The organism is Kitasatospora sp. NPDC036934 (assembly GCF_055608425.1).
The window spans coordinates 275540-298290 of record NZ_JBVJQR010000006.1 but is presented as its reverse complement, the minus strand read 5'-3'; the positions used below and the strand labels follow the sequence as shown (position 1 = coordinate 298290).

Here is a 22751-nt window from a genome sequence, read left to right as displayed (position 1 = left end):
TGACCGCCATAAGAAAGACGTCTCTATCTAAAGGTCATTGCCCATGAGTACCTCCCAGCGGACCGGCCCAGCACCCGAGGCCCCCTCCGCCCCAGCCCGGCTGGACCCCGCCGTCTGGCGGCTGGCCGTCACCCTGGTCGTCGGCGCCCTCGCCGTCGTCTTCGACACCACGATCGTCAGCGTCGCGCTCGACGACCTGGCCACCCGGCTGGACGCCCCACTGGCCACCGTCCAGTGGGTGGGCACCGGCTTCCTGCTGGCGGTCTTCGTCGCCATTCCGATCGCCGGCTGGGCGCAGGCCCGGTTCGGCGGCCGGCGGCTGTGGCTGGCGGGCCTGGCCGGGTTCCTGCTCGGCTCGGTGCTCAGCGGACTGGCCTGGGACGCCACCAGCCTGATCGTCTTCCGGGTCCTCCAGGGCCTGGCCGGCGGCATCCTGATGCCGCTGCTGGTCACCCTGCTGATGCAGGCCGCCGGGGGGCGGGCGATCGGCAAGGTGATGGCGATCGTCACCGTGCCCACCGCGCTCGGCCCGATCCTCGGGCCGGTCCTCGGCGGTGCCATCCTCCACCTGGCCGACTGGCGCTGGCTGTTCCTGGTCAACATCCCGTTCTGCCTGGGCGGCCTCTGGCTCGCCGGGCGCAACCTGCCCGAGGACCGGCCCGCGCCCGGTGGGCCCCGCACCCCGCTGGACGCCGTCGGACTGCTGCTGCTCCCCCCGGGCTGCGCCCTGCTCATCTACGGCCTCTCCCGGATCGACGGCCGCACCGGCTTCGGCGGCGCCGGGGTGCTCGCCCCGGCGCTCGGCGGGCTCGCCCTGCTGGCCGGCTTCACCGTCCGGGCGCTGAGCCGCCGGGAGGGCGCCCTGATCGACGTCCGGCTGTTCCGGCACCGCGCGGTGGCCTCCTCGGCCACCCTGCTGTTCCTGGGCGGCGTCGCCCTCTACGGGCCGATGATGCTGCTGCCGCTGTACTTCCAGCTGGTGCGCGGGGCGGACGCGCTCGGCGCCGGGCTGCTGCTCGTCCCGCAGGGCGTCGGGGCGCTGTTCGCCCGTGGGCTGGCGGGCCGGTACACCGACCGGATCGGGCCGCGCTGGGTCGCGCTCGCGGCCTTCGCGCTGGTCGCCGCGTCCACCGTGCCGTTCGCCTTCGTCACTGCCGACACCGGTGCGGTGCCGCTGCTGGCGGCGCTGTTCGTGCGCGGGCTCGCGCTGGGCGCGGCCATGGTCGCGCCGGCCGGCGCGGCCTACGTCGGGCTGGAGCGGGCGCAGATCCCGGACGCCAGCATCATCACCCGGGTCGCCCAGCAGATCGGCGGCTCGGTGGGCATCGCGGTACTCGCCGTCCTCCTCCAGCACGGCACCGGCGGCGCCCGCACCCCGGCCGCTCTGACGGCGGGCTTCGACCAGGCCTTCGGGTGGTCGGTGGCGCTCACCGCCGTCGCCGTCCCGTTCTGCCTGCTGCTGCCCGGCCGCCCGTCGGCCGCCAGGTGACGGTGCCCCGTGCCTGCGCCCGGCGACGGCGCCCGGACACGCGGGGGCCCCGCGTCCTCCCGGGGGATCCACCGGGAGGACGCGGGGCGGCGGCGCTCAGTGCTCGTGAAGGGCCCACTTGCTGCCGTCGACCCGGGCCGTGCCGGGCAGGGCGATGAGTTCGGGCTTGAACAGCGGGGGCGCGCCCATCGCGGGCTCCCAGGTCGCCAGCGACTCGTCCTGGGGGACTTCGATCCGCCGGTCCGCGGCGAGGTCGGTGACCACCTTGAGGAGCAGCCGCACCCCGAGCGGCGCCAGGTGGTCGCGCCACAGGCTCTGGGCGGTGGAGCCCGGCGGGACGAACAGGTGCTGCTGCGCGGCGATCGGGCCGGCGTCGGTGCGTTCGGTGAGGTGGTACACGCTGCCGCCGGTCACCTTGTCGCCGTCGCGCACCGTCCACCGGATGGCGTCCCGGCCGCGGTGCAGCGGCAGCAGGCTGGGGTGGTAGCCGATGGTGGCGACGGCGGCCCGGGCGCGGGTCTCCCGGCCGAGGAAGGCGTGGGAGTGCGCGGCGAGGATGATGTCCACCCCGTCGGGCACGTGCCGGGCGCGCAGTTCGGCCGAGTCGGTCCAGGGGATGTCCCGGGGGTACGCCCAGGAGCGCAGCCGGTCCCAGCACATCGCGTTGGCCTCGTCGGACTGCCCCTTGCGGAGCCGGGGGGCGGCCGCGCCGACGATCTTGTGTCCGCTGTCCAGCAGGGCTTCCGCGACCTGCACCGCGAACGCCCCTTGTCCCGATAGGTAGATGTTCATCCGTACTCCTGCGCTGGCTGGTCGGGTCTCGGTCGGTGTCAGGTCGTCACCCGGCTCCTTCCAGTCCGGCGCGGTCGGGCTCGAACCGCACCGGCATGGTGGAGAACCCGGTCAGGAAGTTGGAGCGGATCCGCCGGGCCGGTTCGGTCTGTTCGAAGCCGGTGGTGAAGTCCCGCAGGGCGGTGAGCAGTTCGGCGATCTCCACCTTGGCCAGGTAGGAGCCGACGCAGAAGTGCGGGCCGTAGCCGAAGGCCAGGTGCTTGTTGGGGGTGCGGCCGAGGTCGAACTCCCCGGGCCGGGCGAAGACCCGCTCGTCGCGGTTGCCGGAGGCGTGCCAGAGCGTGACGATCTCGCCCGGCCGCAGCCGTACGCCGTGCAGTTCGGTCTCCCGGCGGACGCTGCGCCCGAAGTGCATGGTGGGCGAGGCCCAGCGCAGCACCTCGTCCACGGCGGTCTCCACCGCGACCTCGCGCCGCTTGAGCCGCTGCCACTGCTCGGGGCGGGCGGCGAGGGTGCGGACGCAGTCGATCATCGTGAGCCGGCTTGTCTCGTCGCCGCCGATGATCAGGCTGTAGCAGTTGAGCACCACGTCCTCGTCGGTCAGCGGTACGCCGTCGACGGAGCTGGCGATCAGCATGCTGATGACGTCCTCGCCGGGGGCCTCGCGGCGCTCCTCGACGAGGTCCATGAAGTACATCAGGATCTCGTTGCGGGCCATCTCGGAGTCGACCTCGTCGATGGACTCGTGGTCCGCGGAGAGCGCCGCCTTGGTGAGGCCGAGCAGGTAGTCCTGGTCCTGTTCGGGGACGCCGAGCAGGTTGGAGATGGTGGTCATCGGGATCCGGGCGGCGATCCGTTCGGCGAAGTCGCAGCCGCCGGACTCCACGGCCTCGCGGATCCACCGCCGGGTGTTGGCCCGGACGGTCTTCGCGACCTCGTCCAACACCCTCGGGGAGAGCACCCGTTGGAGGATCTTGCGGAGTTCGTGGTGGCGGTGGCCGTCGGTGACGGCGAGCATCCGGCCGGCCCCGGCGTCGCCGCCCTCCAGCAGGGTGACCAGTACGTTTCCGCGCTCGGAGGTGAAGTTCGTGTCGTCCCGGTAGGTGGCCATGATGTCCTCGTGCCGGGTGAGCACCCAGAAGCCGCGGCGGCCGTCCACCGGGGGGTTCCAGTGCAGCGGCGCGGTGTCCCGCAGGGTGCGCCAGAAGGCGTCGAGGTCATGGCCGGCGAAGGTGGCCGGCTCGGCCAGGTCCACGGCGGCCGGTGTCGGTGCGTTCATGGTCACCAGTCCGTGCGCCAGAACCGGCGCGGCCGGAACGGGTAGGTGGGCAGCGGCACCCGGTGGCTGGTCTCGCCGCGGTGCAGGGCGGCGAAGTCCACCTGCTGGCCGGTCACCCAGGCGCCGGCCAGGTCGGTCAGCGCCCGGGCGTCCCGGCCGGCCGGCACCAGCCCCTGGTCGGTGCGGGTGAAGGAGCCTGGGTCGACGGGCGTGGCGGTGGCGGTGGTGGCGGCCGGGCCGCCCGCCTCCTCGGACAGCGCGGCGATCAGCTCGGCGCGGCTGCGGACCACGGCCGCCCAGCGCCGGGGCATCACCTTGCGGCCGAGGTTGAGGCTGTAGCAGACGTCGTCCAGCCGCAGGCCGGGGTCGGCCTCCAGGCGCTCGCGGAGCCGGGCGCGCTGACGGGCCAGCGCCTCGTCGTCCAGCGCGGACAGGGTGGCCAGCCGGGGCCGGCCCGCCTCCTCGGGGGCCCGCCCGGCGGGGGCGGGCGGCTCCTCCAGCAGCAGGTGGGCGTTGTAGCCGCCGCCGCCGATCGAGGTGATGCCCGCGCGGCGGATGCCGGACTCCGGCTCCCAGTCCGCGCCTTCGAGCTGCGGCACGAAGGGGGTGCCGGGGAGGTCGAGGTCGGGGTTGACCTCGGTGAGGTTGATCGTCGCCGGGAGCTGCTTGTGGTACAGCGCCAGCGCCGCCTTGATCGCCCCGAAGCCGCCGGAGACCACGCCGCCGTGGCCCACGTTGCCCTTGACGCCGCCGATCGAGGTGGTGGCGGTCTGCTTGCCGAAGGCCATGGTCGCGGCGTGCACCTCCAGTTCGTCGGTCACCGGCAGGCCCAGGCCGTTGGCCTCGTACATGCCCACCGTGTCGGGGGTGACCCCGCCGACCTCCATGGCGGCGGCGATGCAGGCGCTCAGCCGCTCGGGCTGCGCCAGGCCGTAGGCCATCGCGCTGACGCCGTTGTTGTTGACGGCCGAGCCCTTGACCACGGCGTAGATGTGGTCGCGGTCGGCGACGGCGTGGCTGAGCGGCTTCAGCAGCACGGTGACGACGCCGCTGGACAGCGCGGTGCCGGTGCCGTTGGCGTCGAACGGGCGGCAGTGGCCGTCCTTCGACAGGATCCGGTTCTCCTCCCACAGGTGGCCGCGCGGGTGCGGCAGGCGCACCATCGCACCACCGGCGATGGCCAGGTCGGTCTGGCCGAGCAGCAGCGACTGGCAGGCCAGGTGCACCGAGTAGTGGAAGCCCGCGCAGACCGCGGCCACCGTGACGGCCTCGCCGGTGAGCCCCATGTAGTACAGGGCGTTGGAGGTCATGGTGTCCGGGGACCACGCCAGGCTGGCCTCGATCGCCTCGGGGCCGACCGACACCCGGTCCGGCGGGGAGCCGTAGAGCGCGGCGGTCTGCGGATTGTTGGCGCCGTACATGCCGATCTCGGCCTGGAGGCGGTCCGGGTCGTAGCCGCCGTCCTCCAGCGACTCCCAGGCGCTCTCCAGGAAAAGCCGGTTCTCCGGGGTCATCGCGGCGGCCATCCGGTCGCTGATGCCGAACACCGAGGGGTCGAACTTGTCGTAGGTGTCCAGCACGCCGCAGGCCCGGACGTAGAACGGGCTGTGGATCAGGGTCTCGTCGACGTGGATGTCGTCCTTGGCCAGGAAGCTGACGGACTCCCGGCCGTGGACGAGGTTGTCCCAGAACTGCTCCTTGGTACGGGCGCCGGGGGCCCGCAGCGACATGCCGATGACGGCCACGTCGCCCGGGTCGTAGTCCTGTTCGGGGCGGTCGGTCATGAGGGGCTCCTGCCTCGTTCTTCGTCGGGGGTGGGGGCGGCTCAGCGGTCGTCGGCGGAGCGGCCGCGCAGCGCGGCGCGGCGGGCGCCGGCGCGCCGGCGGGCGGACTGGACCACCTCGGGGGTGGCGCCGCTGTCGTCGTCGAGCCACCGGGCCAGCGAGGCGATGTCGCGGAAGCTGAAGAGGTCGGGCACCCGGATCCGCCGGTCGAAGCGCCGGGTCATCAGCCGGGCCAGCCGGATCAGCAGCAGCGAGTCGCCGCCGAGGTCGTAGAAGGCGGACTGGACGTCGATGCCGGCCGGATCGAGGTCGAGCAGCTGGCCCCAGATCTCGGCGAGCGCGATCTCGGTCGGCGTGCTCGGGGCGCTCAGCGGCCCGCCGGTGTCGGCGGCCGGCGGCTCGGGGAGCGCGTTGCGGTCGAGCTTGCCGCCCGGGCCGAGCGGCAGGGCGGGCAGGACCACCAGGGTCGCGGGGACCATGTAGTCGGGCAGTTCGACGGCGAGCCGGGCGGTGACGGCGCTCTGCAGGGCGGCGTCCAGCCGGGGGCCCTCGGGCGCGGGGCCGTCGCCGGCCGGCACCAGGTAGCCGACCAGCCGGTTGCCCCGGACGACGGCGGCGGCCTCCCGGACCTCGGGGCAGCCGGTCAGCCGGGCCTCGACCTCCTCCAGCTCGATCCGGTAGCCGCGCAGCTTGACCTGGTGGTCGGTGCGGCCGTGGAAGCGCAGTTCGCCGTCGTCGGTGAACTCGACCAGGTCGCCGGTGCGGTACAGCCGCTCGCCGGGCGTGAACGGGTCCGGGACGAAGCGCTCGGCGGTGGTGCGCGGCCGGTTGACGTAGCCGTGGGCCAGGCCGGCGCCGCCGAGGTACAGCTCGCCGGGCGTGCCGGCCGGGAGCGGCCGCAGCTGCTCGTCCAGCACGTGCAGCCGGGCGCCCTCGGTGGGCGGGCCGAGTGTCGGCTCCTCGGTGGAGTCCTCGGGGACGGGCCCGAAGGAGCAGAACACGGTGCCCTCGGTGGGGCCGTAGGCGTTGAACACCCGGGTGGCGCCGGTCTCCCGGTAGGTGCGGTCGACCAGCTTGCGGCGCAGCGCCTCGCCGCCGAAGACCACCGAGCGGAGCCCGGGCGGCAGGGCCCCGGCGTCGAGCAGGCCGTTCATCACCGAGGGGACGACGTTGAGGTGGGTGATCCGGTCGGCGTACCGGCTCTCCGGCAGGTGTACGGCGCTCTCCACCAGCACCACGGCGCCGCCCCGGCAGAGCGCGTTGAAGATCTCCATCACCGACATGTCGAAGCAGACCGAGCTGGCCGCCGCGACCCCGCTCAGGTCGCAGCCCTCCAGGACGCGGTCCATCGCGGCGAGCATCGCCACGGCGCCGCCGTGCCGCACCGCCACGCCCTTGGGGCGGCCGGTGGAGCCCGAGGTGTAGATGACGTACGCGGTGTCCTCGGGCACGACCGGAACGGGCTTCGCGCCGGGTTCGACGGTCCCGCCGCTCCCGCCGCCGTCGAGTACCAGGACGGTCGGGCCGGGCGGGCAACTGGCCCGGGAGGCGGGCGTGGTGAGCAGCAGCCGGGTGCCGCTGTCCTGGACCATGAAGGTCAGCCGGTCGGCGGGGTAGTTCGGGTCCAGCGGCAGGTAGCAGGAGCCGCTGCGCAGGGCGGCCAGGATGCCGACCAGCAGGTCCGGGGTGCGCTCGACGCAGATGCCGACCGGGATGCCCGGACCGGCACCGGCGGCGGTCAGCCGTTCGGCCAACTCCCTTGAGCGCTGGTCGAGTTCGCCGTAACTGAGGATGCCGGTCTCGGCGTACACGGCGGTCGCGTCGGGGTTCTTGGCGGCCAGTTCGACGAAGGCGGAGTGCAGGGTGTCGGTCACCGGTCGCTCTCCTCGGGCAGGCCGGCCGGCGCGACGGCGCCCAGGGCCAGGTCGGGTCGGGTGATCGAGTCGAAGAGCACGCTGCGGTACAGCGCGAGCAGTGCGGTCACGGTCTGCCTTTCCAGGTAGCTCGGTTTGAACTGGACGTGGCCGGCCACCTCGCCGTCGATGTCGGCCATCGAGATCTCCAGGTCGAACTTGGCGAGGTGCCGGCGCACCTGGAGCGGTTCGAGGGGCAGCGGGCCGTCCGGGGTGAGGGTCTCGCCGACGCCGTGGAAGAGCTTGACGGAGCGGGGGAAGGCGTCCGAGGACAGCCAGTTCACCACCACGTCGAACCACGGGGAGCGGCCCTCGGCCCGCGGCGGCTTCAGCTGGGAGGCCAGCAGGTCCAGGGGGTAGTTCATGTGCTCCAGCAGGCCGAGCGAGAAGGCGTGGACCTCGCGCAGCAGCTCGCGGAAGCTGCGGTCGGCGGCCGGGTTGGCCCGGACCAGCACGGTGTTGAGGTAGTAGCCGATCGCCGACTCCCAGCCGGGTTCGGAGCGCTGGGCGATCGCGGTGGCCAGGACGGCGTCCTCGGTGCCGACCGCGCGGTTGAGGGTGGCGAAGAACCCGGCCAGGACGACGGTGCTGATCGACACGCCCTCGCGCACCGCGAACTCCCGCAGCAGGCGGGTCTCCTCGGCGCTCCAGCGGAACGCGAGGTCGCGGCCCTCGTAGGTGACGCCCGGCGGCCGCTCCTTGGCGGACAGGTCGAGGTGGGCGGGCGGGTCGGCCAGCTTCTCCGACCACCAGTCCAGCGCCGCTTCGGCGGCCGGCCCGGCCAGCCATTGCCGCTCCCAGGCGACGAACTCGGTGTAGGGGGCGGCGGGCGCTTCGGCGGCCGGGTCGGCGCCCTGGTAGTACTCCTGGAGTTCGCGGATCATCACATCGGCCGAGGCCGCGTCCGAGGCGATGTGGTGGACCAGCACCAGCAGGTAGTGGTCGGCCGGCCCGCGGTTCAGCAGGACGACCCGCACCAGCGGCCCGTTGTCCAGGTCCATCGGCCGGTGCCCGTGCCGGGCCAGCTCCTCGCGGGCCTGCTCGTCGTCCAGCCCGGAGCCGTCCACCACCAGGTACTCGTACACCGGCTCGTCCAGCACGACCTGGTACGGCCGGCCGCCGGCCTCCACGAACAGGGTGCGCAGCGCCGGGTGGCGGGTCAGCACGGCCCGGACGGCGCGCTCCAGGGCCTGGTCGTCGACGGCCGTGCGGATCCGGGCGGTGACCATGAAGTTGTAGGGCACGGCGTCCGGCGAGACCATCTGCATGAACCACAGCGAGGCCTGGCCGTGCGAGGCCGGTGCCAGCTCCAGGCCGATGCCGTCGGCGCGCAGCTGCTCCAGGGCGGGGGAGTCGTCGGCTTCCAGCAGGCCGCGGGCGTCCAGTTCGTCGAGCAGTTCCTCGGCGTCCAGCTCGGACAGCTCGGCGAGGAAGGCGTGGTCCGGTTCGGCCCGCGGCGGGGGAGCGGGAGTGGCGGCCGGGGCCGGGGCCGGGGCGGGCGCTCCGGCGGTGAGCTCGACGAAGTGGCCGACCACCTCGGAGATCGACCGGCCGTCCAGGAACACCACCGGCGACACCCGGTGCCCGAACAGCGACTGCATCCGGTTGACCAACCGGATCCCCAGCATCGAGTCGAGGCCGAAGTCCCGCAGGCAGGCCTCGGTGTCGAAGCCGCTCACCGGCACGCCCAGGGCGTCGGCGAGTTCGGCGAGGACGATCTCGGCCACCGGCCGGCTCGCCTCCCGTTCGACCGGCCGGGCCTCGGGCGCCACCGTCGCCACCGTCGTCGTCGCGGCGGCCGGCTCGGCGGCCGGGGCCGGCGCCCGCGGCGCCGTCGGCTCGGTGTCGATCCAGTGGCGCTCCTTCTGCCATTGCACCAGCGGGGTCTCCACCAGCTCGACGTCGTCGCCGAACAGCGGGTCGAAGGTCAGCGGCAGGCCCCGGACGTACAGCGAGGCGGCGGCGCCCAGCAGGCAGCGCAGGTCGCTCTCCTCGCGCCGCAGCGAGTTCACGGCGTGCACCCGGGCGCCCCGGGTCAGGGCGATCTCCTCCACCGCGCCGCGCAGCGTCTCGTGCGGGCCGATCTCGATGAAGGTGTCGACACCCCGGTCCACCAGCGCTCCGACGGTCTCGGCGAACCGGACCTGGTTGCGCAGGTTGTGCACCCAGTACTCCACGTCGGTGGCCGGGTTGACGGTGTCGGCCAGCGCCGTGGAGTGGAAGTCGATGACCGGCGGCAGCGCGGTGATGCCCTCGATGCCCTCCCGCAGCGGCGGGAGCAGCGGGTCCATCCCGGGGCTGTGCACCGGGCGCTCCACCCGGATCCGGCGGACCGAGACGCCGTCCCGCTCCAGCTCGGCCGCCAGGGCGTCGACGGCCTCCGGCGAGCCCGAGACGGCCGCGCTGGTGGGGCTGTTGACCACGGCGACGGCCGCGTGCGCGGCGTACCGGGCGAGCCGGGGCAGCAGCTCCGCCTCCGGCAGGTCGACCGAGATCATCGCGCCCGCGGCGGCCTTGCGTTCGAGCAGGTGCGAGCGGGTGACCACGACGCGGGCGGCGTCCTCCAGCGACAGCGCGCCGGCCACGCAGGCGGCCGCGACCTCGCCCAGGCTGTGCCCGACCACGGCGGTCGGCTCGATGCCCAGGTCGAGCCAGACCTGCGCCAGCGAGACCTGGAGGGCGAACAGCACCGGCTGCTGGAAGTCCATCTCCTCGTACCGGGCCTCCTCGGCCGGCGCGGCCAGCTGCTCCAGCACCGAGCAGCCGCCGGCCGCGCGCACGGCGGCGTCGCAGTCCCGCATCCGGCTCCGGAACCCGGCGTGGGAGCGCAGCAGTTCGCGGCCCATGCCGACCCACTGGGTGCCGCCGCCGGAGAACACCAGCGCCACCCGGCGGTCGGCGTTGCCGGAGACGCTGCCGGTGACCACGTCGGGGTGCGGGCGGCCGGCCGCGACCCGGGCCAGGCCGTCCAGGACGTCCTGCCGGTTGCGGGCGAACAGTGCGACCCGGTGGCCGTGGTGGGTGCGCCGGGCGGCCAGGGTGTAGGCGAGGTCGGAGACCCGCAGGCCCGGGTCGCGCTCCACGTGGTTGGACAGCTCGCGGCAGGTGTCGGCCAGCGCGTCGGCCGTACGGGCGGTGACCGGCACCAGGTGCAACTGCTCGTCGGGGGCGCGGTCGCCGGGGATCGGCGGGGTGTGCCGGCCCCGGTCGCCGGCCAGGAACGGGTGGGCGGGGACGGACAGTCCGGCGGTGTACAGGGCGCCGAGCGAGCCGAGCAGGGTCGCGGCCTCGTCGGCGCCGCGGCGCATGGAGGGCAGGGTGGTCGCGGGGAGGATCTCCGAGACCGACTTGAGCAGCAGCGGGTGCGGGCTGAGCTCGACCACCGCGTCCACGTCGTGGTCGCGCAGCCCGGTCAGGGCGTCGACCACCCGGATCTCCCGGCGCAGGTTGTCCGCCCAGTAGTCCGGGCCGAGTTCGGCGCCGTCGACGGCCTCGCCGGTGACGGTGGAGATCATCGGGATGCGGGCTGTCCGGGGCCGGATGCCGTCGAGTTCGGCCCTCAGCGGGGCCAGGACGTGGTCGACCAGCGGGGAGTGCGGGGCGTGGCCCATCCGCACCCGGTGGTTGGTGACGCCCAGGTCGGTCAGCCGCCGGACCAGGCCGTCGATCTCCGGCGGGGTGCCGGTGACCAGGGTGGAGCGCAGCCCGTTGCGGCCGGACAGTGTGAGCCCGCCGGTCAGGTACGGCTCGACCTCCTCGGCGGCGGTCATCACCACGATGCCCTCGCCCCGCCCGACCGCCAACTGCTGGAGCAGCCGGCCGTGGTGGGCGGCCAGCCGGGAGGCGTCCGCGAAGTCCAGCGCCCCGGCGACGTGGGCGGCGGCGAACTCGCCGACGCTCTGCCCGACCACGACGTCCGGCTCCACCCCCAGCGCGCGCCAGGCCTCGGCCAGCGCGACCTGGAGCGAGAACAGCAGTGGCTGGAAGACGTCCATGTCGTCCAGCCGGCCGTCGGGCGACAGCAGCTGGTCGACCAGCGAGAAGCCCAGCAGCTCCCGCATCCGCCGGTCGGAGCGCATCATCGAGCGGCGGAACACCGGGAGCCCGGCCAGCAGTTGGCGGCCCATGCCGACCCACTGCGAGCCGTTGCCGGAGAACAGGAACGCCACCCGCGGCCGGCGCCCGACGGCCTCCCCGACGCTCAGCCCGTCGGCCTTCGCGCCGCTGCCGAAGGCGTCCAGCTGGGAGCGGAGTTCGGCCAGGTCGTGGGCGGCTGCCGCGAGCCGGAACCGGCCCTCGCCGGGGGTGCGGCGGCAGAGCGCGCGCAGGTCGGTGGCGTCGCGCAGCGCGTGGGCCCGTTCGGCCAGCTGCTCCGGGGAGTCGGCGGCCAGCAGCAGCAGGGAGCTCTCCGGGCGCGGCAGTTCCTCCACGGCGACGTGGCAGATCGCGCCGCCGAAGCCGAAGGAGCTGACGCCGCCCCGGCGGGCGTCCGAGCGCCGCGGCCAGGGCGTCAGTTGGTCCTGGACGGTCAGGTTGTACTCGTCGAACATGATCTGCGGGTTGGGCGCGCTGAAGTGCAGGCTCGGCGGCAGCACGCCGTTGCGCATCGACATCGCCAGCTTGACCAGCCCGACGATGCCGGCCGCCGCCTCCAGGTGCCCGACGTTGGACTTGACCGAGCCGAGCCGCAGCGGTTCGGTGCGGTCGCCGCCGAGGACGGCGCCGATGGCGTTGGCCTCGATCGGGTCGCCGAGCGGCGTCGCGGAGCCGTGGCACTCGATGTAGTCCACCAGGTGCGGGGCGATGCCGGCCCGCCGGTACGCGGTGCGCAGCATCTTCTCCTGCGCCAGCGGGTTGGGCGCCGTCATGCCGTTGCTCAGGCCGTCGTTGTTGGAGGAGCTGCCCTTGATCAGGCAGTACACCGGCAGGTCGCGTTCGAGGGCGAGGCTCAGCGGGGCGAGCACCACCACCCCGGCGCCCTCGCCCCGGACGTAGCCGTTCGCGCGGGCGTCGAAGGACTTGCAGCGGCCGTCCGGGGCGAGCGCGCCCATCGCGTCCATGGCGGTGTAGTAGTCGGAGACGAAGCTCAGGTTCACCCCGCCGGCCAGCACGAGGTCGCTCTCGCCGAGCTGGATGGACTGGCAGCCCACGTGCACCGAGACCAGCGAGCCGGCGCAGGCCGCGTCGATGGCCATGCTGGGGCCCTGGAGACCGAGGACGTAGGAGACCCGGTTGGCGATGATGCCGTCGTGCATGCCGGTCGCGGTGTGCGGGGTGATCTGGGCGTCCGGGCCGCGGTAGTGTGCCAGCGCCGCGTAGTCGCCCCAGCAGGAGGCCATGAACACGCCGGTGTCGCTGCCGAGCAGGGTGTGGGGGGCGATGCCCGCGTCCTCCAGGGCCTCCCAGCACAGTTCCAGGACCAGCCGCTGCTGCGGGTCCATCTGGACGGCCTCGCGGGGCGAGATGCCGAAGAACAGCGGGTCGAAGCGGTCGATGCCGTCGATGAACCCGCCCCAGCGCACCGCGTCGTTCATCAGCTCGCGGCGGGCGGCGGGCACCGGGCCGACCGCGTCGCCGCCCTCGACCAGCAGCCGCCAGAACGCGGACGGGTCCGGTCCGCCGGGGAACCGGCAGCCGATGCCCACGATCGCCACCGGCTCCTGGGCGGGCCGGCGGCGCTCGTCGCCGGCGGCGGCTTCGGCCGCGCGCGGGCCCGCGACCAGGGCGCGGGCCAGCTCGTCCACGGTCGGGTACTGCCAGAGCCAGGTGGCGGGCACCTGCCGGCCGAGGAACTCGGACAGTGCGGCGGCCAGGGCCACCGACCGGCCGGAGTCCAGTCCGTAGCGGTGCAGCGGCGCCCGGCGGTCCAGGGCGGTCGGGGCCACGGCCAGCAGCTCGGCGGCGCGGGATAGCAGGAAGTCCGTGACGGCGGACAGGTCTCGCGCGGCGCGTTGTTCGGGCATGGCGACTCCCTCGGCGGGCCGGTTGGAATGGGCGGTCAGGGGTGGGTGCGCGTGGTCAATGGCCGTTGTGGCGTTCAGGATCGAATGAGAGCGCGGGCGGGCCGGGGGCGGCTGGGGCGCGGGAATCCGTGGCGCTGGTCGCTTCATCCGCCGTGGAACCGGGCGGGAACGCATGGTCGCTGAGGTGAGGGCAACGAGTATGCGGATTAAATGGGGCCGGATTGCCTGATGCTTACCTGATCTGCACACATCAGAGTGCCACCCTGTGAATGGTGAGACAAGCGCACTTTGAGGGCCAGCTGAGGCAGTGGCGGATTCTGACCTCGAACGTGTCTGAATCATTCTCTTTGGGCGCGAAAAATGCGCAGATTCCTTCGGAATCTTTCGGATCACCCGGCCAAACCAGGCATCCGCGGCCAAGCCGGGCCACCCTCCCACTCGGCCCGAGCCGCCGCGCCCGGCCGCCCGCCGGCGTCGGCCGCCCAGGTCAGCGGCACCCCCGGGGCTCGGGCGGGCGGCGGCGGGCGGGTCGCGGAGGATAACGGCTGGCAGGTTCACGCGCACCGTAGCGAACCAGCCGCCCACGACCTGTCATCCGGAGCCAGCCGTCAGTCGGATGTCAGCCATCCGTCAGCGGACGGTCGGCCGGCGGCTGACCCTCCGCGCCCCAACGGAGGTGGAACGAGTGGCAGTTCGGGCCCGGGCGGGGTGGACAGCAGTTGAGTGACCACTGCAATCTGATCAGCATGGCAGTTGAGAATATTGAGACGGCGTCAGCCCGGCCCGGCCGATCCTTAGCCGAACGCCCCCCGTACCACCCGGAGTCCACCCCCCGCGATGCCCGTACCGGTCAGCACGGTCAGCACGGCCGACACGGAGAGGGCGGAGCGGCATGACCGACACCGCGGTCGCGCCGCTGCGCCGACCAGGACTCGCCCTCGGAGTGCTCGCCGGCGCACTCGCCCTGGACGTGAGCGGCCTCGGGGTGCTCAACGCCGCCCTGCCCTCCGTCGGAGAGCGCTTCCAACTGCACGACAGCACCCTCCAGTGGGTGATGACCGCCTACGCCGTCACCTTCGCCGGCTTCCTGCTGGTCGGCGGCCGACTCGCCGACGTGCTCGGCCGGCGGCGGGTGTTCGAGGTCGGCATCGCCCTGTTCACCGCCTCCGCACTGATCGGGGCGGTCGCACCGAACATCGGGGTGCTGCTGGGCGCCCGTGCCGTCCAGGGCATCGGCGCCGCCCTCTCGGGGCCCGCCGCGCTGGCCCTGCTCACCGAGACCTTCCCGGCCGGCCCGGCCCGCAACCGGGCCCTCGGCGTGTACGCGGCGGTCGGCGCCGCCAGCTTCAGCGGGGGCGTGCTGCTGGGCGGTGTGCTGACCCAGTTCCTCGGGTGGCGCTCGGTGCTGGGGTTCTCGGTGCTGCTCGGGGTCGCGGTGCTCGCCGTGACCCGGATCGGACTGCCCGACGGCACCGGCCACAGCGGCCGGCTCGACCTGCCCGGCGCGGTGTCCGGCACCCTCGGCCTCACCCTGCTCGTGGTCGGCGTCAGCACCGACGGCGCCACCGCCTGGGCGGTGCTCGGCGCCGCGGTGCTCTGCCTGGTGCTGTTCGTGGTGTGGGAGAGCCGCACCGCCGACCCGGTGCTGCCGCTCGGCCTCTTCCGGCTCGCCTCGGTGCGCTCCGCCAGTCTGGCGGCCTTCCTCCAGTACATGGGCTCGGTCGGACTGCTGTTCTTCGCGCCGCTGTACCTCCAGGGCATGCTGCACTACTCGCCCTCGGAGTCCGGCCTGGCGCTGGTCCCGATGTCCGCCGCCGTCTTCCTCACCGCCAACTTCGCCACCGGCCGCCTGCTGGCCCGTTACACCCCGCGCACGCTGATGGCCGTCGGCCTGGTGCTGATCGGCGTCGGCGCCGGACTCTGGCTCACCACCCCGCACGAGGGCAACTACCTCCTGCACGTGATGCCCGGCCTGGTGATCAGCGGCATCGGCCAGGGCCTCAACTTCCCGTCGATGACCTCGGCCGGCCTCACCGGCGTCCCAGCCGAACAGCACGCCGTCGCCGGCGCGGTGAACGTCGTCACCCAGCAGATCGGCGCCGGCGTCGGTACGGCGGTGATGGTCCTGGTCGCCGCGACCAGCACCGACCAGCTCACCGGCTACCACCTCGCCTACGCCACCGCCGCCGGCGCCTGCGTCCTCGGCGCCGTCGTCATCGCCACCCGCCGCCAGGCCTGAACCCTCGCCGGGCCTGATCCGTGCCCGGGGAGCCCCGTCGGGCTCCCCGGGAGGCGGTTCCCTTCCGGATCTTCGACGGGTAAGAAGGAGTCCGACCGCGGTCCGCTCCCACGACCCGAAAGGCGCGCCCGATGACGTCCCTGCTGCTGTCCCGCCGTGACCTCGACTTCCTGCTGTACGAGTGGCTGGACGTGGCCGCCCTCACCGGGCGGCAGCGGTACGCCGAGCACTCCCGGGAGACCTTCGACGCCGCGCTGGAGCTGAGCGAGCAGGTCGCCACCCGGCACTTCGCGCCGCACAACCGGAGGAACGACGCGGAGGAGCCGCGGTTCGACGGGGAGCGGGTGCACCTCATCCCGGAGGTGAAGGAGGCGCTGACGGTCTTCGCCGGCACCGGGCTGCTGGGCAGCGCGATGGACCACGAGGTGGGCGGCGCCCAACTCCCCTCCGTCGTCGCCAACGCCTGCTTCGCCTGGTTCCAGGCCGCGAACCCGGCGACGTCCGGATACCCGTTCCTCACCGCGGGCAATGCCAATCTGCTGCTGGCGCACGGCAGTCGGGACCAGATCGACACCTATGTGCGGCCGATGCTGGAGGGCCGGTTCTTCGGCACCATGTGCCTGTCCGAGCCGCAGGCCGGCTCCTCGCTGGCCGACCTGCGCACCCGGGCCGAGCCGCGGCCCGACGGCACCTACCGGCTGTTCGGCAACAAGATGTGGATCTCCGGCGGCGACCACGAGCTGTCCGAGAACATCGTCCACCTGGTGCTGGCCAGGATCCCCGGCGGGCCGCCCGGGGTGAAGGGGCTGTCGCTGTTCATCGTGCCCAAGGTGCTGGTCGGCGCGGACGGTACGCCCGGGGAGCGCAATGACGTGGTGCTGGCCGGGCTCAACCACAAGATGGGCTTCCGGGGGACGACCAACACCCTGCTCAACTTCGGTGAGGGCGTGTACCGGCCGGGCGGTGAGCCGGGCGCCGTCGGGCACCTCGTCGGCGAACCGCACCACGGGCTGGCGCAGATGTTCCACATGATGAACGAGGCCCGGATCGGCGTCGGGCTGGGCGCCGCCGCCCTCGGCTACACCGGCTACCTGCACGCCCTGGAGTACGCCCGCAGCCGCCCCCAGGGCCGTCCGGTCGGCGCCAAGGACCCGGCCGCACCGCAGGTGCCGATCATCGCCCACGCCGACGTTCGCCGGATGCTGCTGGCCCAGAAGTGCTACGCCGAGGGAGCGTTGGCGCTGGTGCTGTACGCCGGCCGGCTGCTGGACGAGGAGCGCACCGGCGCGACGCCGGAGGACCGGGCCCGGGCCAAGCTGCTGCTGGACGTCCTCACGCCGGTGGTCAAGAGCTGGCCCTCCCAGTGGTGCCTGGAGGCCAACAGCCTCGCCATCCAGGTGCACGGCGGCTACGGCTACACCCGCGAGTACGCCGTGGAGCAGTTCTACCGGGACAACCGGCTCAACCCGATCCACGAGGGCACCCACGGCATCCACGGGCTGGACCTGCTCGGCCGCAAGGTGGTGATGGACGGCGGGGCGGGGCTGCGCCTGCTGGCCGGGACGGTCGGGGCGACGGTCGCCAGGGCCGAGGCCCTCGGCGGGGAGGCCGGTGAGTACGCGGCGCGGCTGGACGCGGCCGTCCGGCGCGTCGTCGAGGTCACCGAACGGCTCTGGGCGACGGGCGACCCGGAGACCGCCCTGGCCAATGCCACCGTCTACCTGGAGGCGGTCGGCCACACCGTGGTCGCCTGGCTGTGGTTGGAGCAGCTGCTCGCCGCCGAGGGCGGCAGCGGCCCCTTCTACGAGGGCAAGAGACACGCCTGCCGGTTCTTCTTCCGCCATGAACTGCCCAGGACGCACGCGCAGTTCCGGCTCCTGGAGAGCCTGGACCGCACCGCCGTGGAGATCCCCGACGACGCGTTCTGAGCCGTCCGCCGTCCTCAGGGTCGCAGCGCGGCGTACGTCGACGTGGTGAGGTACGCCGTGGTGAGGGCGGCGGCCTCCCGGAGGGCTTCGGCCCAGGGCGCCGGTGCGAGCCGGGCGGCGAGCAGGCAGGCGAACAGGATGTCGCCGGCGCCGACGGTGAGCGGCTGCCCGTTGATGGTGGGGGCGGGCTGGTGGAGCAGGTCGCCGCCGTCCCCGGGGACGAGCACGGAGCCCTGGGCGCCCAGGGTGACGAGAGCATGGCCGTCGGCGGTGACGAGCTTGCGGGCGGCGGCGATCGCCCCGTGCTCGGCCAGCCCGGGCAGGCCGGACGGCTCGGGGAGTCCGGGCAGCTCGGTGCCGGCCCAGAGCGAGAGCTCGCGGGCGTTGAGCGAGACGAAGGCGGCCTGTTCGCCCTCGGGGACCAGCTTGTGGACCTCGGTCGGGTCGGCGGAGAGCAGCCAGAACGGGACGCCGCGCTCGCGGGCGGCGGCGGCCAGCCAGGCCAGGGTGGCGGGGTGGCCGTCGGTGCCGGACACGATGACCGACGCCTGGTCGAACAACTCGGGCCGGGAGCCGAGCAGTTCGGGGGTGAGCAGGTCGAGCGCCTCTTGCCCGACGAAGTGCTTGTCGACGACCGAGCCGTCCACCAGCTGGGCCTCGAAGAGCGGCAGTGGGGTCGGGACGGGCAGGGCGATCCGGTCGACACCGTGGGCGGCGAGGTGCGCGGCCACGGCGGGGGCGAGGTCGCCGGTGTAGTCGGCGGTGAGGAACAGCGGGTCGCTGCCGCGGGCGGCCATCGCGCAGGCGACGTTGTGGATGACGCCGCCCCAGCGCAGGGCCGCGGGCGGCAGGGCGCGGCCGACCGGCCCCTCGTGGAGGTAGTCGAGGGTGACGGTGCCTATCAGCAGGGGGCGCTTGGTGGTCATCGGCGGTCCAGTAGTTCGGCGAGGTGGAGGCTCTCGCGGTGGGCGAGCTGGTCGAGCTGGGTGCGGCAGGAGAAGCCGTCGGCGAGCAGGTCGGTGTCCGCTCCGGCGGCGCGTACGGCGGGCAGTAGCGAGGTTTCGGCGACCTGCACGCTGGTCTCGTAGTGGCCCCGTTCGGCGCCGAAGTTCCCGGCCAGCCCGCAACAGCCGTCCACCGCCCGGACGGTGGCGCCGGCCCGGGTGAGCAGCTCGCGGTCGGCGGCCCAGCCGAGGACGGCGCGGTGGTGGCAGTGCGGCTGGGCGAGGACCTGGGTGCCGGTGAGCGGCGGGGGCGTCCATCCGGGAGTGTCGGTGAGCAGTTCGGCCAGGGTGCGGGTGGCCCGGGCGACGGCGGTCACGGCCGGGGTGGCGCCCAGGAGTTCGGCGGCGTCGCCGCGGAAGACGGCGGTGCAGGACGGCTCCAGCCCGACGACCGGGACGCCGGCCTCGGCGTGCGGGGCGAGGGCGGCGACGCTGCGGCCGAGGGTGCGGCGGGCGAGGTCCAGCTGTCCGGTGCTGATGGTGGTGAGGCCGCAGCAGAGCTGCCGCTCCGGGATCCGCACCCGGTAGCCGGCCCCTTCGAGGACCCGTACGGCCGCCTGGCCGACCTGCGGGGCGAAGTGGTTGGTGAAGGTGTCGACCCAGAGCAGCACCGGCTCGCCGCTGCCGGCCGGCCGGGGGCGGGCGGCGAACCACTGGCGGAAGGTCCGGGGGGCGAAGCGCGGGAGGCCCCGGCGCGGGTCCACCCCGGCGGCCCGCCGGCCCAGCCGGCCGAGCGGCCCGGCCAGGGCGCGGTTGGTGAGCCCCGGGGCGAGGGCGGCGAGCCGGGCCCAGTACGGGAGCAGGCCGAGCGAGTAGTGGGAGGCGGGGCGCAGCCGGCCCCGGTAGCGCTGGTGGAGGTACTCGGCCTTGTAGGCGGCCATGTCGACGCCGCTGGGGCAGTCGGAGGAGCAGCCCTTGCAGGCCAGGCAGAGGTCCAGGGCCTCGGCGAGTTCGGGGGCCTGCCAGCCCTGCACCAGGGTGCCGTTGACCATCTCCTGGAGCACCCGGGCGCGGCCCCGGGTGGAGTCCTTCTCGTCCCGGGTGGCCAGGTAGCTGGGGCACATCACGGAGTCCGGGGCGGGGCTGGGGGCGCGGCACTTGCCGACGCCGGTGCAGCGGTGGACGGCCCGGGTGAAGTCGCCGCCGTCGCGGTGGTGGGCGAGGGCGAGGCCGGTGCGCAGCGGGGCGGCGGCGGGGATCCGCAGGTCGGCGTCGAGTGGGGCCGGGTGCACCAGGATGCCGGGGTTGAGCAGGCCGTCGGGGTCGAAGACGGTCTTGACCGCGCCGAAGGCCTCCAGCGCGGCGGGGGAGTACATGTGTGGGAGGAGTTCGCCGCGGGCGCGGCCGTCGCCGTGCTCGCCGGACATCGAACCGCCGTGCCGGCCGACCAGTTGCGCGGCCTGCTCCAGGAAGGAGCGGAACACGGCCGGGCCGCCCGGCCGTTCGAGCGGGAAGTCGAGCCGGACGTGGACGCAGCCGTCGCCGAAGTGCCCGTACGGGATGCCGGTGAGGCCGTGCTCGGTCAGCAGTGCCTCGAACTCCCGGAGGTAGGCGCCGAGTCGGTCGGGCGGGACGGCGGCGTCCTCCCAGCCGGGGTGGGCGCGGCCGGTGCGGGCGACCAGGCCGGCGCCGTCCTCGCGGATCCGCCAGAGCGCCGCGGCCTCCGCCGGGTCGGTGATCAGCCGGGAGTCCAGGGCCCTGGCGGCGGCGATCACCCGGGCCGCGCCGGCCCGGGCCTCGGCCGCCGTGTCGCCGGGCACCTCGACCAGCAACCAGCCGCCGCCGCGCGGCAGTCGGGGCAGGGCGGCGGCGCCGCGCAGTCCGCGGACGATGTCGACGATGCGCCGGTCCAGGCCCTCGACGGCGACCGGTGCGCAGGGCAGCAACCGGGGGACGTCGTCGGCGGCGTCCGCCATGTCGGGGTAGCCCAGCACCGCCAGCGCGGTGGCGGCCGGGACGGCGGTGAGCCGTACCCGGGCCCCGAGCAGGACGCCGAGGGTGCCCTCGGAGCCGGTGAGGGCGGCCGGGAGGTCGAAACCCCTTTCCGGCAGCAGGTGTTCGAGGGAGTAGCCGGACACCTGCCGCCCGAACCGGCCGAGTTCGGTGCGGATGACGGCCAGCCGCTCCCGCACCACGCCGGAGAGCGCGGTGAGGGTCGGCGAGCCGGCCGGGTCCGCGCCCTTGCGGGCGGTGAGGCGTTCGCCGGTGCCGGTGACCACGTCCAGTTCGGCCACGTTGTCGGCGGTGCGCCCGTAGCCGAGCGCGCGGGAGCCGCAGGCGTTGTTGCCGATCATCCCGCCGATGGTGCAGCGGCTGTGGGTGGACGGGTCGGGGCCGAAGCGCAGCCCGTGGGCGGCGGCGGCCCGTTGCAGGTCGTCCAGGACGACTCCCGGGTCCACCACCGCCGTTCGGGTCTCCGGGTCGATCGAGTGCACCCGGTTCAGGTGGCGGGAGAAGTCCAGGACGACGCCGGGGCCGACCGCGTTCCCGGCGATCGACGTGCCGGCGCCCCGGGCCGTCAGCGGAACACCGAGCGAGCGGCAGACCTCCAGCGCCGCCATCACCTCCCCGGCGTCGCGCGGGAACGCGACGGCGGCCGGGACGATCCGGTAGAGCGAGGCGTCACTGGAGTACTCCGCCCTGCGCCGGGTGGAGCCGTCGGCCCCGACCCCGGCGCGGCGGAGCGCGGCGGTCACCTCGCCCGGCTCGATCACGTCCCCAACCCCCATGTTCTACAGCTTAGTTGTTCGAAGCCCCGACCAGCCCGACCCGTTCCAGCAACTGCGGTACGGGCAGCGCGGCGTGGAACTCCTCGACGGCCGCGGTGAGCCGCTGCTCGGGCTTCGGGGTGTCCGGGCGCCCGCCGAGCCACAGCGCGGTGAGCGCCTGGTAGACCTCGGCGGTGGCGGTCACCAGCCGGGCGCTCAGCCGCTCGGGACGCGGCCACTGGGAGCGCGGCGTGCCGTTGCGCACGGCCGCCTGGACCTGGTCGCGCAGTCCGGGGTGGAGCAGCCGCAGCAGCTCCTTGCAGACCGGGGTCCCGTGGAAGTAGAAGCGGTTCTCGTCCGGGGTGCCGACGTGGTCGATCAGCAGCGGACGGCGGTGCTCGTCGAAGCCGTACTCGGCCTTGCCGTCCGCGAGCCGCAGTCCGACCGCGTCCGCGTGGGTGGTCAGCACCCCGGCGACGGTGCGGGTCAGCTCGGCGATCCCGGCCAGGTCGCCGGGGGTGACCCGGCCGACCAGGGCCGCCTCCTCGGCGGTGACGAAGCGGTCGGTCTCCTCGAACTTGGTGGTGAACTCCACCATCGGGGCGGCCAGCCAGGGTGCGCCGTCGGCGCCGTACGGGGGCACCAGGGCCCGGTCCAGGGTGCCGGCGGCGGTGCGGCGGTGCACGGACGACTCGCGCGGCAGCGCGTTGCGGTAGACCACCTGGAGCGGGATCATCCCGGCCGGGCCGGTGGCGGCGTTGCGGCCCGCGAGGTCGATGTCCAGGAGCCGGATGCGCAGCGAGCGCTCGTCGACCTGCTCCACGAAGTGGGTCGCGATGCCGGCCGCCTCCAGCAGCCCGAAGGAATGCACGGCCATGGTGGCGGAGGCGATGCCCTTGCCGGGGATCTCGTCCGGCATCACGCCGAAGTCGTACACCGAGTAGCGGTCGGTGAAGGTGAGGATGCCGTCACCGGGGCGGCCGTCGGCCGGCGGGCGGAGGATTTCCAAGTCCTTGGTGGACCAGCGCTTCACAGGGACTCCAACAGATAGGGGCGGGCTCAGGCGGAGGCCGCGGACAGCGCGGCGCGGCCGCCGAGGGCGACGGAGAACTGGTCGGTGACCTGGGCCAGGGCGTCGGCGGTCGGCTCGGCGACCGCCACCGTGCCGTCCTCCCGCACGGTGATCTCGCGGTCGAGGGTGAACCAGCCGGGGGTGACCTGCGCGGGGCCCATCGAGGTGAGAACCGGGCGCAGCGCGTAGTCGATCGCCAGGACGTGCGCGGTGCTGCCGCCGGTGGCCAGCGGCAGCACCACCTTCCCGGCGAGGGCGTACTGCGGCAGCAGGTCGAGCAGGGACTTCAGCAGACCGGAGTAGGCGGCCTTGTAGACGGGCGTGCCGACCACGATCCCGTCGGCCGACTCGACGAGTCCGGCCACCGCCGCGATGGCGGGGTGCCGGGGGTCGGCGCCGAGCAGCGCCTCGGCCGGCAGTGACCGGACCTCCAGCGGTGTCACCCGGTGGCCGTGGGCGGTGAGACGGGTGCCGAGGTGGCGCAGCAGGGCGGTGGTGCGGGACGTCGCGGACGGACTTCCCGAGATGGACAGCACGTGGGCCATGGCAGATCCTCCTCCGAGTGGCGTGGCGGCGAAGT

12 protein-coding genes are annotated in these 22751 nt (G+C 74.1%); 3 read left to right on the top strand and 9 right to left on the bottom strand.

The window, feature by feature from the left end; all coding sequences use genetic code 11:
- The first annotated feature begins 43 nt into the window (after positions 1–43).
- Positions 44–1489 carry an MDR family MFS transporter gene (locus ACZ7BZ_RS11905; protein WP_470358238.1) on the top strand — a complete coding sequence of 482 codons (1446 nt, stop codon included), beginning with the start codon at positions 44–46 and terminating at the stop codon, positions 1487–1489.
- Positions 1490–1585: 96 nt separating this feature from the next.
- Here ACZ7BZ_RS11905 and ACZ7BZ_RS11900 read toward each other — a convergent pair whose 3' ends face one another.
- The 5 genes from ACZ7BZ_RS11900 to ACZ7BZ_RS11880 are packed head-to-tail and all read right to left on the bottom strand — an operon-like array spanning position 1586 to position 13220.
- Positions 1586–2281, bottom strand: a complete 696-nt coding sequence (locus ACZ7BZ_RS11900) for a formyltransferase family protein (protein ID WP_380462685.1) — start codon at positions 2279–2281, stop codon at positions 1586–1588.
- A gap of 46 nt (positions 2282–2327) precedes the next feature.
- Entirely contained in the window at positions 2328–3560 is a 1233-nt protein-coding gene (locus ACZ7BZ_RS11895) for a cytochrome P450 (protein ID WP_470358237.1), read from the bottom strand.
- 2 nt (positions 3561–3562) lie between these two features.
- Positions 3563–5344 carry a beta-ketoacyl synthase N-terminal-like domain-containing protein gene (locus tag ACZ7BZ_RS11890; RefSeq protein WP_470358236.1) on the bottom strand — a complete coding sequence of 594 codons (1782 nt, stop codon included), beginning with the start codon at positions 5342–5344 and terminating at the stop codon, positions 3563–3565.
- A gap of 41 nt (positions 5345–5385) precedes the next feature.
- Positions 5386–7218, bottom strand: a complete 1833-nt coding sequence (locus tag ACZ7BZ_RS11885) for a non-ribosomal peptide synthetase (RefSeq protein ID WP_470358235.1) — start codon at positions 7216–7218, stop codon at positions 5386–5388.
- A complete protein-coding gene (locus ACZ7BZ_RS11880) occupies positions 7215–13220 on the bottom strand; it encodes an acyltransferase domain-containing protein (protein ID WP_470358234.1) in 6006 nt (2001 codons plus the stop codon). Before ACZ7BZ_RS11880 ends, ACZ7BZ_RS11885 begins: the two co-directional genes overlap by 4 nt.
- A gap of 892 nt (positions 13221–14112) precedes the next feature.
- Between ACZ7BZ_RS11880 and ACZ7BZ_RS11875 the strand changes: the two genes are divergently transcribed.
- Positions 14113–15459, top strand: a complete 1347-nt coding sequence (locus tag ACZ7BZ_RS11875) for an MFS transporter (RefSeq protein ID WP_470358233.1) — start codon at positions 14113–14115, stop codon at positions 15457–15459.
- A 131-nt stretch (positions 15460–15590) separates the two neighbouring features.
- Positions 15591–17387: an acyl-CoA dehydrogenase gene (locus ACZ7BZ_RS11870; protein ID WP_470358232.1), complete on the top strand. Its 1797-nt coding sequence runs from the start codon at positions 15591–15593 to the stop codon at positions 17385–17387.
- 14 nt (positions 17388–17401) lie between these two features.
- Here the strand turns inward: ACZ7BZ_RS11870 and ACZ7BZ_RS11865 are convergent, their stop codons facing one another.
- Genes ACZ7BZ_RS11865 through ssuE form a run of 4 tightly spaced genes read right to left on the bottom strand, consistent with a single transcriptional unit; the run spans position 17402 to position 22716 of the window.
- Positions 17402–18313, bottom strand: a complete 912-nt coding sequence (locus ACZ7BZ_RS11865) for a PfkB family carbohydrate kinase (RefSeq protein ID WP_470358231.1) — start codon at positions 18311–18313, stop codon at positions 17402–17404.
- The gene (locus ACZ7BZ_RS11860) at positions 18310–21120 is read right to left on the bottom strand and encodes an FAD-binding and (Fe-S)-binding domain-containing protein (protein ID WP_470358230.1); all 2811 of its coding nucleotides are present in this window, start codon (positions 21118–21120) and stop codon (positions 18310–18312) included. The genes ACZ7BZ_RS11865 and ACZ7BZ_RS11860 overlap by 4 nt, the downstream gene beginning before the upstream one ends.
- 10 nt (positions 21121–21130) lie before the next feature.
- The gene (locus ACZ7BZ_RS11855) at positions 21131–22132 is read right to left on the bottom strand and encodes a phosphoribosylaminoimidazolesuccinocarboxamide synthase (protein WP_380462779.1); all 1002 of its coding nucleotides are present in this window, start codon (positions 22130–22132) and stop codon (positions 21131–21133) included.
- A 26-nt stretch (positions 22133–22158) separates the two neighbouring features.
- Positions 22159–22716 carry an NADPH-dependent FMN reductase gene (ssuE, locus tag ACZ7BZ_RS11850; protein ID WP_380462781.1) on the bottom strand — a complete coding sequence of 186 codons (558 nt, stop codon included), beginning with the start codon at positions 22714–22716 and terminating at the stop codon, positions 22159–22161.
- Positions 22717–22751 lie beyond the last annotated feature (35 nt).